The organism is Thermobacillus xylanilyticus (assembly GCF_907165215.1).
GTDB lineage: Bacteria > Bacillota > Bacilli > Paenibacillales > Paenibacillaceae > Thermobacillus > Thermobacillus xylanilyticus.
The window spans coordinates 66679-83636 of sequence record NZ_CAJRAY010000041.1 but is presented as its reverse complement, the minus strand read 5'-3'; the positions used below and the strand labels follow the sequence as shown (position 1 = coordinate 83636).

Below are 16958 nucleotides of genomic sequence, written 5' to 3'. Positions count from 1 at the left end.
TCTTTTTCGCGTGATCCATCATCCCCAAAAAAAGTGCCCACACTGGCTTGACTCAGACGACTTGCAGCGCCCTATGGATTTTCCTCGCGGGCTGTGGTATGATATTCAAGTGTGCTTGTGAGCACGGAAGCAATCCGCAGGCGGCCGAAGGCTCCATCGCGCGCCGCATCCGGTTGAAGGAGGTGTATGTCGATGTCCCGCAAATGTTTCGTAACCGGCAAAGCGCCGGGCAGAGGCAATCATGTTTCGCACGCCAACAACCGCAACCGCCGCACGTGGGGCGTGAACGTCCAGAAAGTGCGCATTCTGGTAAACGGCAAACCGAAACGCGTATGGGTCAGCACCCGCGCGCTCAAATCCGGCAAGGTCACCCGCGTTTGATCGCGGCCGCCGGCATTCGGCATAACCGAAGATTGAACACGAACTCCCGCATGCACCCGCTGCATCGGGAGTTTGTTGTATGCGCAGGGTCTGAGGATGACGGGGATAAAAAACAAGCACCTGTCGGTACAGGTACTTGTTTCGTTTGGCATGCTGATGATGCGACGAGCCGCGCCGACGCGCCGGATGGAGCCGGCGCGCTTGTAGCGCCCGGCATTGCCCGGCAGCCGGGGCGGCGGAGGTCAGTTCTTCTGGAACGTATTCAGGATCGCTCGCACGATTCCGCCCAGAAATTTCGGCAGCTTGATCGTATAAAACTTCACGGCTCATCCCCTCCTTCGGCGCGCCCATCGTCAATCCACTTATATACACGGACATAAAAAATGGTTACAGGTGTCTCGCTCCTGTAACCATCCTATGCATCACCGTTTTGTCCTATTCCGCGGGAGCTTCCGTTTCAATCCGCCGGCGCGATCCGTCCTGTCGAATACAAGATCATGACAAGCACAATCGTGAAGAGGATGAAATAAACGAACGACAGGATGAACAGCCATACCCGCATCGCAATGCGCTCATACCGGGCGAAGAAGCGGATGCCGGCAAACAGCGCGCCGAGCGAGAAAAGAAACCGCCAGAACGTCGGAATCATCGTGAACGCGACAAGCATCGCACCGATCAGCGTGCTGTAGGCGAACAGCCAGAAGATGTCTTTTCCCCCGATACGTTCCTGATCCGTCATGGCGTCAGCTCCTTATCGCAATTCGGCAATCGCCTGAGCCCGGTCGGAACGTCCGAATACGGCGTTGCCCGCGACGAGCACATCGGCGCCGGCTTCTCTGACAAGCGGCGCGGTCTCCGCGTTGATGCCTCCGTCCACCTGGATATGGACTTCGGCCCTTCCCCGTTCGTTGAGCATGTGCCTGAGCGTCCGGATTTTGTCCAGCACGGACGGGATGAACGACTGGCCCCCGAATCCCGGGTTGACCGTCATGCACAGAATCAGGTCGACATCATCCAGCAGATGCTCGACGAACCCGAGCGGCGTCGCCGGGTTGAGCGCCACCCCCGCCGGCAGCCCGAGCTCCTTGATCTGTCCGACGACGCGATGCAGATGGACGCACGCTTCGGCATGCACCGTAATCCGGTCCGCGCCGGCAGCGGCAAAATCGGCCAGATACCGCTCCGGGCGCTCGATCATGAGATGAACGTCGAACGGCAGCCGGGTCGCGCCGCGGACCGCCTTGATGACCGGCGGACCGAACGTGATGTTCGGCACGAACATGCCGTCCATGACATCGATATGAATCCAGTCGCCGCCGCTGCGCTCGGCATCGGCAATCTCCTCCGCCAGCCGGCCGAAATCGGCCGACAGGATCGAAGGCGCGATGATCGTCATGTCAATACCTCCGCTTCTTCTCGCTCGCTTCCGCCAGAAATGCGGTGTAGCTGTCGTATCGGCTCTGCGCGATCCGCCCTTCGGCGAGCGCCGCGGTGACCGCGCAGCCCGGCTCGTGCACGTGCGTGCAGCCTCTGAACCTGCACTCAGGCGCCAGCTCGCGGAATTCGCGGAAGCACGAGCCGAGGTCCGCATCCTGCAGCTCGCCGAAATCCAGCTGGCTGAAGCCCGGCGTATCCGCGACATAGCCTCCCCTGCCCACCGGAACCAGTTCCGTATGCCGCGTCGTGTGACGGCCCCGGCCGAGCTTTTCGCTGATGGCGTTCGTCTCCAGCTTCAACCCCGGCACCGCGGCGTTGAGCAGCGAAGACTTGCCGACGCCCGACTGGCCGCAGACGACGGACAGCCGGCCGCCCAGCACCTCGCGCAGTTCGTCCACGCCTTCGCCGGTCCGCGCGCAAGTCGCGATCGTCCGGTAGCCGATCGGCGGATAGATGCGCTGAACGGCTTCGAACGCTTCCCGCGCCTCTTCCCCGTCCGGCCCGTCAATCAGATCGCGCTTGGTGAGGCAGATTACGGCGTCAATGCCCGCATGTTCAATGAACGCCAGAAACTTGTCCAGCAGCTGCAGGTTGAGCGCAGGCTCAGCGACGGAGAAGACGACGACCGCCAGCTCGATGTTGGCGACCGGCGGACGGATCAGCACCGATGAGCGGGGATGAATCCGATCGACGGTGCCTTCCCCGCCGCCGATTTCGGTATAGTCGACCCGGTCGCCGACGAGCGGCGACTCGCCGCGCTTCTTGAAAATGCCGCGCGCGCGGCAGCGGATCGGTCCCTCCGCGCCTTGCTCGTATTTGTCCGGTTCCACGAAATAATAACCTGCTAACGCTTTGACAATGCGTCCGGTGGCCACACATCAATCCTCCTGATGCCCTTCTTCGGACTGCGATTCGGCGCCGGGGTCCGCACCGGGGTCGGACGACAGGACATCCGGGCCGCTTTCCGTCTGCGTGCCCGGTACGGCCTCCCCGTTCGCGCCGGCCCCCTGCGGGACGCCCGACGCCGGCTGATCCTCCTGGGCCGGTGCGCCCGGCACGGACTGGACGCCCCGGCCGCCGGCTTTCGCTTCGTCATAGGTGACCGAGAACGAATCGGTGAACTGGCCGTCACGGTAGATCGTCACGATCGCTTCCGTATTCGGCGCCAGCACGACCTCGACCGGGAACGATTCCGTCTGCTCGATCCGCCGCGTCCCCCAGTCAATCTTCTCTCCGGTCGCGTCGGAGTACTCGATCCGGATCTGGCTCGCCCGGCCGGCAACGGCCGGCGAGATCGAGATATTGAACGTGTAGCGCAGCGCGTCTTCCGGAAGTCCGGAGCTGACGGTCAGCGTCACTTCGTCGCCCTTGGCGACGGGGTCGCCCGGCATGTACGGGAACTGGTCGATGACGGTGCCTTCGGGCTTGTAGCTCGGCGCGCGCACGATGCCTTCATCCGGACCGAGCTTCAGTTCGTATTGCTCCAGTACTTTTTTCGCCTCGTCCAACGATTTCCCGATCAGCGTCGGCATGTCGAACGTCTCGCGCCCCTTGCTGACAACGAATTTGATGCGCGCCGTCTTCGGATCAAACCGCTCGCCGGCTGCGATCGACTGCTCGATGATGATGCCCGGCTCGGCCTCGTCGAAGACGTCTTCACGTTCGATCTGAAGATCGGCTGCCATGCCCAGCGCTTCCAGCTGCATCTGCGCATCGGCGTACTTGCGCCCGACGAAATTCTCCATCGTCTCGAGCTTCGGTCCGCTGCTCACGGTAAGCTGGATATATAAGCCGGTCTTCACGCGCATGTTCATCTTGTTCTGCGATATGACGACGCCCGCCGGCACTTCATCGTTCTCCTCGTAGATCACCGGGTCCTCGACCTTCAGCCCTTCCGCCTCCAGCCGCTCGCGGGCCGCCGCCTCTTGCATGCCGACGACATACGGCACGTCGACTTCGTCCGTGTCGAGAATGTCGCGCACCATCCGCACGCCCCAGATCGCCAGCGCGGCGAAGACGACCGTCAGAACGAGCGCCGCCACCGGCTTGACCCATCTGCGCGGCTTCGACTCGTCGATCCACTCCGGCTCGTCGGGAAACGACTCATCTTCGCCGTCCTCGCCGCCGCTGCGCGCCGAGGTCTGCGCCTCGGCCGTCCCGCGGATGGCCGGCATGATGCGCGTCGCTTCCGGATCCACCTCGTCTTCGTTGAACGTCAGCTTCGGCTCGTGAAGCCGCTCCGGGGAAAGGCAGGTCTCCAGATCGTTCAGCATCTCCCGGGCCGAAGCGTACCGTTCGTCCGGATTTTTGCGCATCGCGCGCAGAATGACGTTCTCCAGACTTTGCGGGATGAGCGGATTGACCTGGCGCGGTTCCTCGAACCCGTCCTGCAGATGTTTGAGCGCCACGCTGATCGGGCTTTCACCGAGGAACGGCAGACGCCCCGTCACCATTTGGTACAATACGACACCGAGAGAATATAAGTCCGATTTCTCGCCCGTGACGACGCCTTTGGCGTGTTCCGGCGAAAGATAATGCACCGAACCGACGACCGATCCCGTCTGGGTGATGGTCGACGACGTAACGGCGCGCGCGATGCCAAAGTCGGTCACCTTCACCCGGCCGTTCTTGCCGATCAGGATGTTGTGCGGTTTGATGTCACGGTGAATGATCTGATTCAGATGGGCGTGGTCGAGCGCGTCGCAGATCTGCACGGCAATCCGCACCGCTTCGTCCGGCTGCAGCGGCGCCCGCTCCTTGATGATGTCGTTCAGGTTCCGCCCCTCGACATATTCCATGACGATATAGTGCGTGTCGTCCTGCTGCCCGACATCGTAGACGCTGACGATGTTCGGATGCGAGAGCGAAGCCGCGGCCTGCGCCTCCCGGTTGAAGCGGCGCACGAATTCCTCGTCGTGGACGAATTGCTGGCGCAAAATTTTCACGGCGACATTGCGGTTCAGCAAAATGTCGTGCGCCCGGTAGACGAGCGCCATCCCGCCTCCGCCGATTCGCTCGATGATCTCGTATCGGCCTCCGAGTTCGTGTCCGATCATGCCGGCTGTTCACCCCCCGGATGCCCGTCACTGTATTCGATCAGCAGGACGGTCACGTTGTCCTCGCCGCCCGCTTCGAGCGCAAGCTCGATCAGCCGGTTCGCTTTCGCGTCAAGATCGAGATCCTCATCCAGCAGCGTCTCGCGGATCTCGTCCTCGGACACCATCGCGTACAGACCGTCGCTGCAGAGCAGCAGTCTGTCCCCCGGCTGCCAGGAGAAGCCCTTGAGGTCGACCTCCACTTCCCGCTCCGTCCCGAGCGCCCGCGTCAGCACGTGGCGGCGCGGATGGTTCGCCGCCTCTTCCGGGCTGATCTGCCCGGACTTCGCAAGTTCATTGACGAGCGTATGGTCTTCGGTCAGCAGCCGGAGCGTGTCCCCGCGCTGCTTATACGCGCGGCTGTCCCCGATATGACCGATGAACCCGGCATCCCCGAGCAGAAGCGCCGCCACCACGGTCGTACCCATGTTCCGATAGTGCTCGTTGCGCGCGGCCAGATCGAAGACCGCTTCGTTCGCCTGCAGAATCGCCTGGCAGAGCGCCGTCTTCGCCTGTTCATGCGTAAGATCCGCCTGGACGGACGCGATCGCCTCGCGGAAGGTGTCGACCGCAAGCTGGCTGGCGACGTCTCCGGCCTGGTGTCCGCCCATGCCGTCGGCCACGATCGCGGCCGCCAAGCCGCTCGGCAGCTCGGCGGCCCAGGCGCGGTCCTCGTTGACAAGCCGGATGCGCCCGACGTCGCTTCGGTTAGCCGTTCTCAATCCGATATCACCTCATCGATTCCATATGCTTGGCCCGCAGCTGTCCGCATGCCGCGGCGATGTCATGTCCCTGCTCCCTGCGGATCGTCGCGTTGATGCCGCGGCTTTGCAGAATGCGATGGAACGCGAAAATGTCTTCCCGCGGCGTGCGCACGTATTTCCGCTCCGGCACGTAGTTGACCGGAATGAGATTGACGTGGCACAACATGCCGTTCAGCACGTCCGCCAGTTCTTCCGCATGTTCCGGCCGGTCGTTTACGCCGCCGATCAGCGCGTATTCAAACGTGACGCGGCGGCCGGTCTTCGCAATGTAATACCGGATCGCCTCCATCACCTCGTCGAACGGATAGCGCCGGTTGACCGGCATGAGCTTCGACCGCAGCGCATCGTTCGGCGCATGGATCGAAATCGCCAGATTGATCTGCGTGTTCTCGTCCGCAAACCGGTAAATGTTCGGCACGATGCCGCTCGTGGATACCGTGATATGGCGCTGGCCGATGTTGAGTCCCTTCGCGTGCGTGACGATGCGGAGAAACTTCATCGTCGCGTCATAGTTTTCGAACGGCTCGCCCGATCCCATGATGACGATGCTCGCAATCCGCTCGCCCGTCTCATCGAGCATCTGCTGCGCCGTAACCACCTGCGCGACGATCTCGCCGGCCGTCAGGTTCCGTTTCAGCCCGCCGAGGGTTGACGCGCAGAACGTGCAGCCGATCCGGCAGCCCACCTGCGTCGTGACGCAGATGCTGATGCCGTAGTTGTGGCGCATGACGACTGTCTCGATCGCATGGTTGTCATGCAGGCCGAACAAATATTTGACCGTTCCGTCCTTCGATGTGAGCCGCGTGATCTCCGAGAGCGCCACGAACGCGAACGCCTCATCCAGCTTCGCCCGGAGCGCCTTCGGCAAGTTCGTCATGTCCTCGAACGACCGGACGCGCTTCACATACAGCCAGTCGAACAGCTGGTCCGCGCGGAACGCGGGCTCTCCGGCTTCCTTCATCCAATCTTTGAGCTCGTCTAGCGTATAATCGTATATGAAAGGTTTCATCGTTTCGCTCCATCCGCTGTCAATTGCCGGAACCGTTCCGGCAGCGGCTTGCGCCGCGGACTGCCGGACAGCGCCGCCATTATCCATATATTTTACCACAGCCGGCCGGGTTCGAACCACTTCGGGCCGGCGGCGCCGCTACCAGCGTTTGCGCAGACGCGCGATGAAGAAGCCGTCCGTTCCCGCCATGTGCGGCAGCAGCGTCACCGAACCGGTCTCGGGCGACGGTTCGGGGATGCCGGCGGCGAGGAAGCCGTCGAGAATCGACTGCGGCCAATCGCAATCCGGCGCAAACTCGGAATGCGAAGCCAGAAACTTCGCGATCTGCTCCTCGTTCTCGCGCGGCTCGAACGTGCAGGTGCTGTACACGAGCAATCCGCCGGGCTTTACGAGCGCAGACGCGGCGGCAAGCAGCCGGTGCTGGACCGCGGCGATCTCGTCGATGTCTTCCGGCTTTTTCGTCCAGCGGATTTCCGGCTTGCGGCGGATGACGCCGAAGCCGCTGCACGGCGCGTCGAGCAGCACGATGTCCATCGATTCGGCGCCGACGCGGCGCGGCAGCTCCGCCGCGTCGCACACCGACGTGCGGACGGAGGTGAGGCCGAGCCGCTGCGCCTGCTCGACGATCAACCGCTCTTTGTGCGGATGGATGTCGTTCGCCAGGACGACGCCGACGTCGCCCATCAGTTCCGCGAGATGGGTCGACTTGCCGCCGGGCGCGGCGCAGCAGTCCAGCACCCGCATGCCCGGTTCCGGGTCGCAGGCTTCTGCGACCAGCATCGCGGCTTCGTCCTGCACCGTCCATTCGCCGTCGCGGTACCCGTCCGTGTCGGCCAGGTTCCCGCCCCGGCGAATGACGATGCCGGCCTGTGTGATCAGCGACAGCTTCGCGTCGTATCCTTCCGCCTTGAGCCGCTCCAGCACCGAACGGCGGCCGCCGCGCAGACGATTCACCCGGATGCTCGTCTTCGGCCGTTCGTTGAGCGCCGCCATGATCTTGTCCGCCGTCTCCTCGCCGTACGATTCGATCCAGCGCGCGGCCATCCATTCCGGAAACGAATGCTTCAACGACAGCCGGCGGGCCGGATCGGGATCATCCGGCAGCGTCAATTCGTCCCGGCAGCCGGCCAGGCTGCGCAGGACGCCGTTGACCAGGCTGACGACGCCGGGATGTCCGCGCTTCTTCGCGATCTTGACCGCTTCGCCGACCGCCGCGTGCGGCGGAACCCGGTCCAGATAGACGAGCTGATACAGGCTCATCCTCAGCAGCGACAGCACCCACGGCTGCAGCTTGTCCAGTCCTCGCGCGACAAACCGGGCAAGCCAGTAGTCGAGCGTCAGTCGGCGCTGGATCGTGCCGTACACCAGCTCCGTCGCGAGCCCCGCGTCGGTCCTGGAAAGACCGGCGCTTCTGAGCGTCCGGTTCAGTTCAATGTTGCTGTATGCGCCTTCCCTCTCGACGCGCAGCAGCATGTCGAGCGCGGCTTCCCGCGCCGTTGTGCCGCGTCTGGTCAACATCGTCATCATCCTCCGAATGCGGCGCCGGGCGGAAGGCGCATTCCCTTCAGCCACTCGGCGGCCGGCATCGCTTTCTTGCCGGCGGGCTGCACCTGCAGCAGTTCCAGCCAGCCGTCGCCGGCCGCGACGAACAGCCGGCCGCCCGCCGCCCGGATCGTTCCGGGACGCGCATCCGCCCCGCCGCCGGGCCCGTCTGCGGGCCGGCATTGCCACACTTTGAACACTTCGCCGTTCAAGAGTGTATACCCGCCGGCGAACGGCGAAAGTCCCCGCACCTGGTCATACAGCTGCTTCGCGCCGCGCGACCAGTCGAGGCGCTCGTCCTCGCGCGTCAAGTTCGGCGCATAGGTCGCCTCCGCGTCGTTCTGCGGCACGGCCCGCGCCGTTCCCGCGATGATGCCGGGCAGCGTGCGGACGAGCAGTTCGGCTCCCGCCTCGCTGAGCTTGGCGAACAGGGTGCCGGCCGTGTCGTCCGGCTCGATCGGCACCTCGACCCGGCTGATCATGTCGCCGGTGTCGAGCCCTTCGGCCATGTACATGATCGTCACGCCGGTGACCGTCTCCCCGTTCATGATCGCACGCTGGATCGGCGCGCCGCCGCGGTACTTCGGCAGCAGCGACCCGTGCACATTGATGCAGCCGAGTCGCGGCAGATCGAGCAGCGATTTCGGCAGAATCTGCCCGTACGCCGCCGTGACGATCAGATCCGGCTCATAAGCGGCGATCGCCTCCACCGCTTCCGGACGCCGCACGCGCTCCGGCTGCAGCACCGGAATGCCGAGTTCTTCCGCCGCGGCCTTCACCGGCGTCGGCATCAGCACCCGCTTGCGGCCCTGCGGCCGGTCGGGCTGGGAGACGACGGCCGCGATCCGGTATCCGGACGCGGCGAGGGCGCGCAGCGAAGGCACGGCGAACTCGGGCGTCCCCATGAATACGATGCGAATGTCCTTCATTCTTCCTCTTCTTCCTGCCCTGTCGATTCCGGAATTTTGTAAACCTCGTCCGCAATATCGGTGAACAGCACGCCGTTCAGATGATCGACCTCATGCTGGAATGCGCGCGCCAGATACCCTTCCGCTTCGATGGTGAACGGATTTCCGTCCCGGTCCTGCCCTTTGACGACAACCCGCTGGGCGCGCCGGACGATCCCGTTCAGGCCCGGAATGCTGAGACACCCTTCGGGCCCGATCTGCTCGCCTTCCCGCTCGACGATCTCCGGATTCACCATCTCGATCAGTCCGTGCTCGTCTCCGACATCGACGACGATGACCCGCTTCAGAATGCCGATCTGCGGCGCGGCAAGCCCGACGCCCTTCGCGTCGTACATCGTGTCGGCCATGTCGCGAAGCAGCTTGTGCAGATTCGCGTTGAACTTGGTCACTTCTTTCGCGCGCTCCCGCAGCACGGGATCGGGATCTTTCACAATCAGCCTGATGGCCATGCGGTTTTGCACATCCTTCTGGTTACAGAATCAAATTTACAGAATCACTTGAGGATCGACATCGACGCTGATCTGGACGTCCCCTGCGGAACGGTCCCCGGCGAGCGTTTCGGCCGTCTGCCGGATCAGGCCCGCCGCGTCGACGATTCCCCGATATTTTATCATAACTTGCCACCTGTAGCGATCTTTGAGGCGCGGGATCGGCGATGCCGCGGGGCCGACCAGTTCCAGCGCCGTCCCCGAGCCGCCGGCGAGCGGCTTCAGCAGCCCGGCGGAGGCGGCGGCGCCGCGCAGCGCCGCGGCGAACCTCTCGGCCGCCTCGGCGAGTTTCGGCAGCTCCGGATGCGACAGCGTCGCAAGCGCCAGCCGGCAGAACGGCGGATACGACAGCAGCCGCCGGGCGCGCAGCTCCTCGCGCACGAACCCGTCATAATCGTGGCGCTGCGCCGCGCGGATCGCGTAATGGTCGGGTGAATACGTCTGCACGACCACCTCGCCGGGCAGATCGTGCCGCCCCGCCCGGCCGGCGACCTGCGTGATGAGCTGGAACGTCCGCTCCGCCGCGCGGAAATCCGGCAGATGGAGCGACGTGTCCGCGGCGATGACGCCGACCAGCGTGACCAGCGGAAAATCAAGACCTTTCGCCACCATCTGCGTGCCGAGCAGCACATCCGCCTCGCGCCGGCCGAACGCCGACAGCAATTTCTCATGCGCGCCTTTCGTGCCGGTCGTGTCGACATCCATCCGGATGACGCGGATACCGGGGAACGCGCGGTACAATTCCTCCTCGACGCGCTCCGTCCCGGTGCCGAAATAGCGGATATGCGGGCTGCCGCACGCCGGACATTCCTCCGGCTGCCGCTCCGCATGGCCGCAGTAATGGCAGCGCAGCACACCGCTCCGCTGATGGTAGGTCAGCGCGATCTCGCAATGCGGACAGCCGGCCGTATAACCGCAGGAGCGGCACATGACGAACGTGCTGTACCCGCGCCGGTTGAGCAGCAGCACGGTCTGTTCGCCGCGTTCCAGCCGCTGCGTCAGCGCCTCGCGCAGCCGGCGGCTGAACATCGTCCGGTTGCCCGCGGCCAGCTCTTCCCGCATGTCGACGATGTCCACCGGCGGCAGCGGCAGGCCGAGCGCCCGTTCGGGCAGCGGCAGCCATTCGGCGGACCGGAGCGCCGCGCCGGGACACACCCGGGCGGCCGGACCGTCCGCCTGCCCGCCGCTTTCCGCCGCGGCCGCGGCGGGCGCGAGCCGCGCGGCGGCGAAGCTCTCGAGCGAAGGTGTCGCCGAGCCGAGGACGACGACCGCGCCGTGCTGTCCGGCCCGGTGCACCGCCGCGTCGCGCGCGTGATATTTCGGGCTCTCCTCCTGCTTGTAGGACGATTCGTGCTCCTCGTCGATGATGATCAGGCCGATCCGCTCAAACGGCGCGAACACGGCCGAGCGCGCCCCGATCGCCACCCGGACGCGGCCGTCGCGGACTTTGCGCCACTCGTCGTACCGTTCCCCCAGCGACAGACGGCTGTGCATGACGGCGACATCGCTGCCGAACCGCCCCTTGAACCGTTCGACCATCTGCGGCGTCAGCGCGATCTCCGGCACGAGCACGATCGCCTGCCGGCCGGACGCGATGCACCGCTCGATCGCCTGCAGGTAAACTTCCGTCTTGCCGCTGCCGGTCACACCCTGCAGCAGCATCGCGGCAGGCTTTCCGCTTTCGAGCGCCTCCGCGATGCGCCGGTACGCGGCGGCCTGCGCATCCGTCAGCGGCAGCGGCCGGGTCGGCGTGAACCGGCGTCCCGCGTACGGGTCGCGGTCTTCCTCCACCGCTTCGATGCTGAGCAGCCCTTTGTCCGCCAGCGCGCGGAATATCGATTCCGAGAACCCGCTTTCTTCCGCCAGCCTGCGCAGAGGCACCGGCTCATTCCGCTCCAGCATATGCAGGAGCGCCTGGCGCTGTTTCGTGAGCCTCGCCGGAAACGCCGCGGCGGCCGCCTCGGCCGCCGCCCGGTCCTCGGGCGGGAAGACGGTCAGAATCTTCTTCACCGACAGCCGGTCCCTGACCTGCGCCGATTCGGCAAGCACGCCGCGCCGCAGCGCACCGCTGACGGCCTGCGCCTCGTCGGGGAACCGTTCCAGCAGGGTGGTCAGCTTCACCGGCCCGTATCGTTTGAGCCAGGCGATCAGCGCATCCGAGAGGCCGGGCGCCGCTTCCGCGTGATCCGCGGCTCCCGGGTTTTGCGCCAGACTGACCATTCGTTCCGCCTTGCCCTTGAGTGCCGCGGGAATCATCGCCTGCATGGCCGCCGTCCAGGTGCAGCCGTAGGTATCCGCCATCCAGCGCGCCAATTCGATCAGATCGGGACGAAGCGGCGGCGTCGGATCGAGCAGTTCGCCGATCGGCTTCAGACGGCCGGGCTCCACTTCCGCTTCCTGCGCGAAACCGACGACGAATCCTTGCACCGTCCTTCCGCCGAACGGCACCGCGACGCGGCTGCCGACCTCGATCCACGCTTCGGCTTCCTCGGGGACGCGGTAATCGAACGGCCGGTCCGTCTGCCGCGCGGCAACGTCGACGACGACGCGGGCGATCACGGCGCTTCCGCCTCCCGGTCGGCCAGCCGCTCGGCCGCCAGCCGCATCAGGCGCAGCCCGATCTCCCGCTTCGGCATGACTTTCCATTCGGCCGTCCTGCCGGCCGCGTCGAACACGCTCACCGCGTTCGTATCAACGTCGAAGCCCGCGCCGGGCGCCGTCACGTCGTTCGCGACGATCAGGTCGCAGTTTTTGCGCCGCAGCTTGTCCATCGCGTTCGCTTCCAGGTCGTCCGTCTCCGCCGCGAACCCGATGAGCAGCTGCTTCGTCTTCCGCCGTCCCGCTTCCGCGAGAATGTCGGGCGTTTTCTCCAATTCCAGCGTCAGGCGGTCTTCCTTTTTCTTCATCTTGGACGTCCGGCGTACCGCGGGCCGGTAGTCGGCGACGGCGGCCGCCTTCACGACGACGTCCGCCTCGTCGAACCTCTCCATGACCGCCCGCAGCATATCTTCGGCGGATTCCACGCGGACGACCTCGACGCCGGCCGGAAGCTCCGCGGTCACCCGCGCCGCGATCAGCGTCACATCCGCTCCGAGATCGCGCGCCGCCTCGGCGATTGCGATGCCCATCTTGCCGGACGAATCGTTCGTGATATAGCGAACCGGGTCGATCCGCTCCACCGTGCCGCCGGCCGTCACGATGACCCTGCGGCCCGCAAGCGGATGCCCTCCGGCAGCTTCACGCGCCATTTCGGCGAGCAGCGCTTCCGCTGTGTCGGCAATGGTCTCGGGCTCGGCCAGCCGGCCTTTGCCGACGTAGCCGCACGCCAGCTGGCCCGTGCCCGGCTCCACGAACCGGACGCCCCGCTCGGCGAGCAGCCTGAGGTTCGCCTGCACCGCCGGATGGGCGTACATGTGAACGTTCATGGCGGGCGCCACGAGAATCGGCGCGGTCGTCGCGAGCAGCGTCGTGCTCAGCATGTCGTCCGCCAGCCCGTGTGCCATCTTGGCGATGATGTTCGCCGTCGCCGGCGCCACGATGAACAGGTCCGCATGATCCGCCAGATCGATATGCGAAACGACGGCGGGATCCCGCTCGTCGAAGGTGTCCGTATAGACCGGATTGCGCGACAGCGTCTGGAACGTCAGCGGCGCGACGAATTTGGCGGCCGATTCGGTCATGATCACCCGCACATCCGCGCCCCGCTGCGTCAGCCGGCTGACCAGCGCCGCCGCCTTGTAGGCGGCGATGCCCCCCGTCACGCCGACCACGATCGTCCTTCCCCGCAGGCTGCTGCTCACCATAAACGTCCGATTCCTCCTTTTCGTATCCCGGGGATAAAAAAGAACAACCCGCGTCCAAGGGGTTGTTGCCGTGTCCGTTATTTCGCGTTCGAATCTTGTTCAATGGCGAGGAGATCGTGGTAAATTTCCTCCAGCGCCACGCCGACCGGCTTGTGGGATTTGGGCGACTCCAGCTGCGACTTGGCGCCGTCCCGGAGCATTCTCGCCCGTTTGGCGGCCGCCACGACGAGCGAATATTTGCTGTCGACTTTCTTCATCATCTCGTCAATCGATGGATACAGCATGTGCGTCACCTCTTCACGCTTTATGGATGAGGGGCATCAGTCCCGAATATTCCTTCACGATGCGGTCGCGCCGGCAATGTTCGGCGGTAATGATGCTCTGGATGCGGCGGCAGGCCGCCTCGATTTCGTCGTTGACGACGGCATAATCGTATTCGGTGATCATGCCGATCTCCCTGCTCGCTTCCGACATCCGGGTGTCGATGACGGCGGCCGTCTCCGTGCCGCGCCCGGAAATGCGCTGCCTCAGCTCGTCAAGCGACGGCGGAAGCAGGAAAATGAACACGCCTTCCGGATAGTTCCGCTTCACCTGCAGCGCGCCCTTGACATCGATTTCCAAAATAATGTCCTTGCCCTCCGCGATCGTCCGCTCGACGGGTTCGCGAGGCGTGCCGTACAAATTCCCGACGTACTCGGCATACTCCAGCAATGCCCCGCGTTCGATCATCTCCTGGAACTGCTCGCGGGTCTTGTAATAGTAGTCCACGCCTTCGGCCTCTCCGGCCCGCGGCGCACGCGTTGTCGCGGACACGGAATAGACGAGTTCCGGCATCATGCGGCGAAGCGCTCTGCAGACGGTCCCTTTGCCCACGCCGGACGGTCCCGACAACACGATCAACAATCCCTGTTTCATGATACGCCCCAATTCATTCGTCGTTGTCGTCTTCTTTCACGGACAGGCGGTGCGCCACCGTCTCCGGCTGCACGGCAGACAGGATGACGTGGTCGCTGTCGGTAATGATGACAGCCCGCGTGCGCCTTCCGTAAGTGGCGTCGATCAACATGTGGCGGTCGCGCGCTTCCTGGATGATCCGTTTGATCGGCGCCGATTCCGGACTGACGATCGAAATGATCCGGTTGGCCGACACGATGTTGCCGAATCCGATATTGATCAGTTTGATTGCCATTGTGGTCTCCTCCCGGTCGTCATGCCGTTCCGCCCCGCATGCGGGGCTTGCCGCGATGATCCGTCACCAACGGAACAGGCATGATCGCTAACGCAATTCCGGCGCTGCGTATGCGGGCGGCTTTGCACTATTGTTGACATCCGGCGGCCGGAGCATACGTTCGCGCCGCCATCGTTCGGCCTTTAGGCCGCTTACGGCCCGGCTGGGCCGCGGCGTCTTCCGGTCCGATCCGTGGCAGGTGTAACCATTGGACTCTATTTTAATTCATTTTCTCCGGAGGAACAAGAGATAACGGACGTTTTCACGCTCGCTTTCGCGCGCACGTAACCGGTCAATTTCGCCGTCATGTCATAGAACATGAAAGGTGTCATCAGATAGATCCCGTTGAAAAACGAAAGCGCGGCATCCAGCAGCTCTTCCGCGATCCGGACGCCTTCCGTCCGGCCGGCTTCGCCCTCCAGTCCGGCCATCCGCCTGCGGACTTCGTCCGACAGCTCGATGCCCGGCACCTCATTATGGAGAAACTCGGCGTTTCGTCCGCTCGCGAGCGGCATGATGCCGATAAAGATCGGCACGCCGATATGCCGGGTGGCGTCGGCGATCCGCTCGATGAGCGCGGCGTCGTACACCGGCTGCGTCATGATGAAGTCGGCGCCGGACTCGACCTTCTTCTCCAGCCGCCGGACCGCCTTGTCCAAATGTTTGACGTTCGGATTGAAGGCGGCGCCGACGACGAAGCGCGCCCGCTGCTTGAGCGGCTTGCCGGAGAACGCGATGCCCTCGTTCAGCTGCTTGATCATCCGGATCATGTCGAAGCTGGTCATGTCGTAGACCGAGCTCGATCCGGGCAGGTCGCCGAATTTCGCGGGATCACCGGTCACCGCGAGCACATGGTCGATGCCGAGCGCGTGCAGCCCCATCATATGCGACTGCGTGCCGATCAGGTTCCGGTCCCGGCAGGCGATGTGCACGAGCGGCCGGATGCCGACCTGCTCCTTCACGATGGCGCCGAGCGCCAGATTGCTCATGCGCGTCACCGCGAGCGAATTGTCGGCCATTGTAAGGGCGTCCGCCCCCGCATCCCGCAGCGCTCTCGCGCCGGCCATAAATTTGGAGGTGTCGAGATCCCGCGGCGGATCCAGTTCGACGATGACGGTGGGCCGCTGCCGGACGAGCTCGACGATCGTCGGCCCGTCTCCGCCGCCCGGGGCTTCGCCGCCGCCCGCCGGCGCGGGTTCGGCGTTCACCCGGATTTGCGGCGCGGAAGCCTGTACGGCCTCCGCCGTCCGCTCCGGAGCCGCCGCGCCCGGCGTCCAGCCGGCCAGGGAGGCGGCGATCGCCGCGACATGTTCGGGCGTCGTCCCGCAGCAGCCGCCGATCAGCCGCGCGCCGCGGTCCGCGAACCGCCGCGCGCAATCGCCGAAATACGCCGGACCGGCGGCGTACGTATACCGGCCGTCGACGTAGTCTGCGCCGCCCGCGTTCGGAAAGACGGAAATCGGCAGCTTCACCGCGCCGTCCAGCGCGTCGATCGCGTGCAGAATGCCGTTCGGCCCGCTCTCGCAGTTGAAGCCGACGGCATCGGCGCCTGCATCTTCGAGCCGGCGGAACGCTTCGCCGATCGGCAGTCCGGAGTAGAGCAGCCCCGTTCCGACGGCCGCCAGCTGGCAGATGACCGTCACGTCGGAGCGGTCCCGCACGAGGCGAAGCGCGAGCAGCAGTTCGTCGAGATCGTAGAACGTCTCAAGGAGAATGCCGTCCACGCCCGCATCGAGCAGCGCATCGATCTGCTCGGCGAAGGCGCGCTCGACCGCCGGCGTCCCCACGGCGGTCAGCCGTCCGGTGCGGATCGCGCCGACAGCGCCGACGACCCAGGCGTCCGCGCCGACCGCTTCGCGCGCGATGCGCACCCCTTCCCGGTTGATCCGCGCCGCCTCATCTTCCAGCCCGTAACGGGCGAGCCGCTCCGCGTTCGCGGAGAACGTGTTCGTCTCGATGACGCGCGCGCCCGCATCGTAATATTGCTTGTGGACGGACGCAATCGTCTCCGGCCGGGTCATGTTGAATTCCTCGTATGATACGCCGATCGGATACCCGAGCTGATGCAGATACGTCCCCATCGCGCCGTCTCCGGTCAGCACCGCAGTCCGCAGCGCATCCCGCAAAACCGGTTTCATCCTTAGTCCTCCCAGCGGCGCCCGGGAGCCGCAGACAGCAGAAAAGCAGCCCGCATGAAGTCCGGCCGCTTCTCTCCTTGCTTCCGGGGCAAGTCTTATGCCCTT

17 protein-coding genes are annotated in these 16958 nt (G+C 64.8%); 1 reads left to right on the top strand and 16 read right to left on the bottom strand.

The genetic code is table 11. The annotated features are described in order from the left end of the window. The first annotated feature begins 192 nt into the window (after positions 1-192). Complete coding sequence (rpmB, locus tag KJQ12_RS08840) at positions 193-381, top strand: 50S ribosomal protein L28 (protein ID WP_015255039.1); 189 nt, start codon at positions 193-195, stop codon at positions 379-381. Positions 382-623: 242 nt separating this feature from the next. Here rpmB and spoVM read toward each other — a convergent pair whose 3' ends face one another. From spoVM to KJQ12_RS08760, 16 genes are all read right to left on the bottom strand, one after another. Next, positions 624-704, bottom strand: a complete 81-nt coding sequence (gene spoVM, locus KJQ12_RS08835) for a stage V sporulation protein SpoVM (protein WP_015255041.1) — start codon at positions 702-704, stop codon at positions 624-626. Positions 705-838: 134 nt separating this feature from the next. After that, on the bottom strand, positions 839-1120 hold the full coding sequence (locus KJQ12_RS08830) for a hypothetical protein (protein WP_213484355.1): 282 nt from the start codon (positions 1118-1120) through the stop codon (positions 839-841). Positions 1121-1132: 12 nt separating this feature from the next. After that, entirely contained in the window at positions 1133-1777 is a 645-nt protein-coding gene (gene rpe, locus KJQ12_RS08825; protein ID WP_015255043.1) for a ribulose-phosphate 3-epimerase, read from the bottom strand. Between the two features lies 1 nt (position 1778). Next, positions 1779-2693 carry a ribosome small subunit-dependent GTPase A gene (rsgA, locus tag KJQ12_RS08820; RefSeq protein WP_213484354.1) on the bottom strand — a complete coding sequence of 305 codons (915 nt, stop codon included), beginning with the start codon at positions 2691-2693 and terminating at the stop codon, positions 1779-1781. Positions 2694-2696: 3 nt separating this feature from the next. Next, the gene (gene pknB, locus KJQ12_RS08815; RefSeq protein WP_213484353.1) at positions 2697-4874 is read right to left on the bottom strand and encodes a Stk1 family PASTA domain-containing Ser/Thr kinase; all 2178 of its coding nucleotides are present in this window, start codon (positions 4872-4874) and stop codon (positions 2697-2699) included. Beyond that, a complete protein-coding gene (locus KJQ12_RS08810; RefSeq protein ID WP_213484352.1) occupies positions 4871-5635 on the bottom strand; it encodes a Stp1/IreP family PP2C-type Ser/Thr phosphatase in 765 nt (254 codons plus the stop codon). Before KJQ12_RS08810 ends, pknB begins: the two co-directional genes overlap by 4 nt. A gap of 7 nt (positions 5636-5642) precedes the next feature. Then, positions 5643-6686, bottom strand: coding sequence for a dual-specificity RNA methyltransferase RlmN (gene rlmN, locus KJQ12_RS08805; protein ID WP_213484351.1), 1044 nt, complete (start codon positions 6684-6686; stop codon positions 5643-5645). A gap of 138 nt (positions 6687-6824) precedes the next feature. After that, positions 6825-8204, bottom strand: a complete 1380-nt coding sequence (rsmB, locus tag KJQ12_RS08800; RefSeq protein WP_213484350.1) for a 16S rRNA (cytosine(967)-C(5))-methyltransferase RsmB — start codon at positions 8202-8204, stop codon at positions 6825-6827. Positions 8205-8209: 5 nt separating this feature from the next. Next, a complete protein-coding gene (gene fmt / locus KJQ12_RS08795) occupies positions 8210-9148 on the bottom strand; it encodes a methionyl-tRNA formyltransferase (protein ID WP_041854374.1) in 939 nt (312 codons plus the stop codon). A gap of 5 nt (positions 9149-9153) precedes the next feature. Then, positions 9154-9645: a peptide deformylase gene (gene def, locus KJQ12_RS08790; RefSeq protein ID WP_213484349.1), complete on the bottom strand. Its 492-nt coding sequence runs from the start codon at positions 9643-9645 to the stop codon at positions 9154-9156. 36 nt (positions 9646-9681) lie between these two features. Beyond that, positions 9682-12243 (bottom strand): primosomal protein N', encoded by a 2562-nt coding sequence (gene priA / locus KJQ12_RS08785; RefSeq protein WP_213484348.1) that lies wholly within the window; start codon positions 12241-12243, stop codon positions 9682-9684. Further along, positions 12240-13487: a bifunctional phosphopantothenoylcysteine decarboxylase/phosphopantothenate--cysteine ligase CoaBC gene (coaBC, locus tag KJQ12_RS08780; protein ID WP_213484347.1), complete on the bottom strand. Its 1248-nt coding sequence runs from the start codon at positions 13485-13487 to the stop codon at positions 12240-12242. The genes priA and coaBC overlap by 4 nt, the downstream gene beginning before the upstream one ends. 77 nt (positions 13488-13564) lie before the next feature. Next, entirely contained in the window at positions 13565-13771 is a 207-nt protein-coding gene (gene rpoZ, locus KJQ12_RS08775; protein WP_015255053.1) for a DNA-directed RNA polymerase subunit omega, read from the bottom strand. A 13-nt stretch (positions 13772-13784) separates the two neighbouring features. Next, positions 13785-14402: a guanylate kinase gene (gene gmk / locus KJQ12_RS08770; protein WP_213484346.1), complete on the bottom strand. Its 618-nt coding sequence runs from the start codon at positions 14400-14402 to the stop codon at positions 13785-13787. A 13-nt stretch (positions 14403-14415) separates the two neighbouring features. Continuing rightward, on the bottom strand, positions 14416-14676 hold the full coding sequence (gene remA / locus KJQ12_RS08765) for an extracellular matrix/biofilm regulator RemA (protein WP_015255055.1): 261 nt from the start codon (positions 14674-14676) through the stop codon (positions 14416-14418). A gap of 254 nt (positions 14677-14930) precedes the next feature. After that, on the bottom strand, positions 14931-16853 hold the full coding sequence (locus KJQ12_RS08760) for a bifunctional homocysteine S-methyltransferase/methylenetetrahydrofolate reductase (RefSeq protein WP_213484345.1): 1923 nt from the start codon (positions 16851-16853) through the stop codon (positions 14931-14933). Positions 16854-16958: the final 105 nt, after the last annotated feature.

Bases quoted from the DNA above. Each gene is read 5' to 3' on its own strand.
- rpmB (WP_015255039.1), top strand. From the start codon at position 193: ATGTCCCGCAAATGTTTCGTAACCGGCAAAGCGCCGGGCAGAGGCAAT.
- KJQ12_RS08830 (WP_213484355.1), bottom strand. From the start codon at position 1,120: ATGACGGATCAGGAACGTATCGGGGGAAAAGACATCTTCTGGCTGTTC.
- rpe (WP_015255043.1), bottom strand. From the start codon at position 1,777: ATGACGATCATCGCGCCTTCGATCCTGTCGGCCGATTTCGGCCGGCTG.
- pknB (WP_213484353.1), bottom strand. From the start codon at position 4,874: ATGATCGGACACGAACTCGGAGGCCGATACGAGATCATCGAGCGAATC.
- rlmN (WP_213484351.1), bottom strand. From the start codon at position 6,686: ATGAAACCTTTCATATACGATTATACGCTAGACGAGCTCAAAGATTGG.
- rsmB (WP_213484350.1), bottom strand. From the start codon at position 8,204: ATGTTGACCAGACGCGGCACAACGGCGCGGGAAGCCGCGCTCGACATG.
- def (WP_213484349.1), bottom strand. From the start codon at position 9,645: ATGGCCATCAGGCTGATTGTGAAAGATCCCGATCCCGTGCTGCGGGAG.
- coaBC (WP_213484347.1), bottom strand. From the start codon at position 13,487: ATGGTGAGCAGCAGCCTGCGGGGAAGGACGATCGTGGTCGGCGTGACG.
- rpoZ (WP_015255053.1), bottom strand. From the start codon at position 13,771: ATGCTGTATCCATCGATTGACGAGATGATGAAGAAAGTCGACAGCAAA.
- gmk (WP_213484346.1), bottom strand. From the start codon at position 14,402: ATGAAACAGGGATTGTTGATCGTGTTGTCGGGACCGTCCGGCGTGGGC.
- remA (WP_015255055.1), bottom strand. From the start codon at position 14,676: ATGGCAATCAAACTGATCAATATCGGATTCGGCAACATCGTGTCGGCC.
- KJQ12_RS08760 (WP_213484345.1), bottom strand. From the start codon at position 16,853: ATGAAACCGGTTTTGCGGGATGCGCTGCGGACTGCGGTGCTGACCGGA.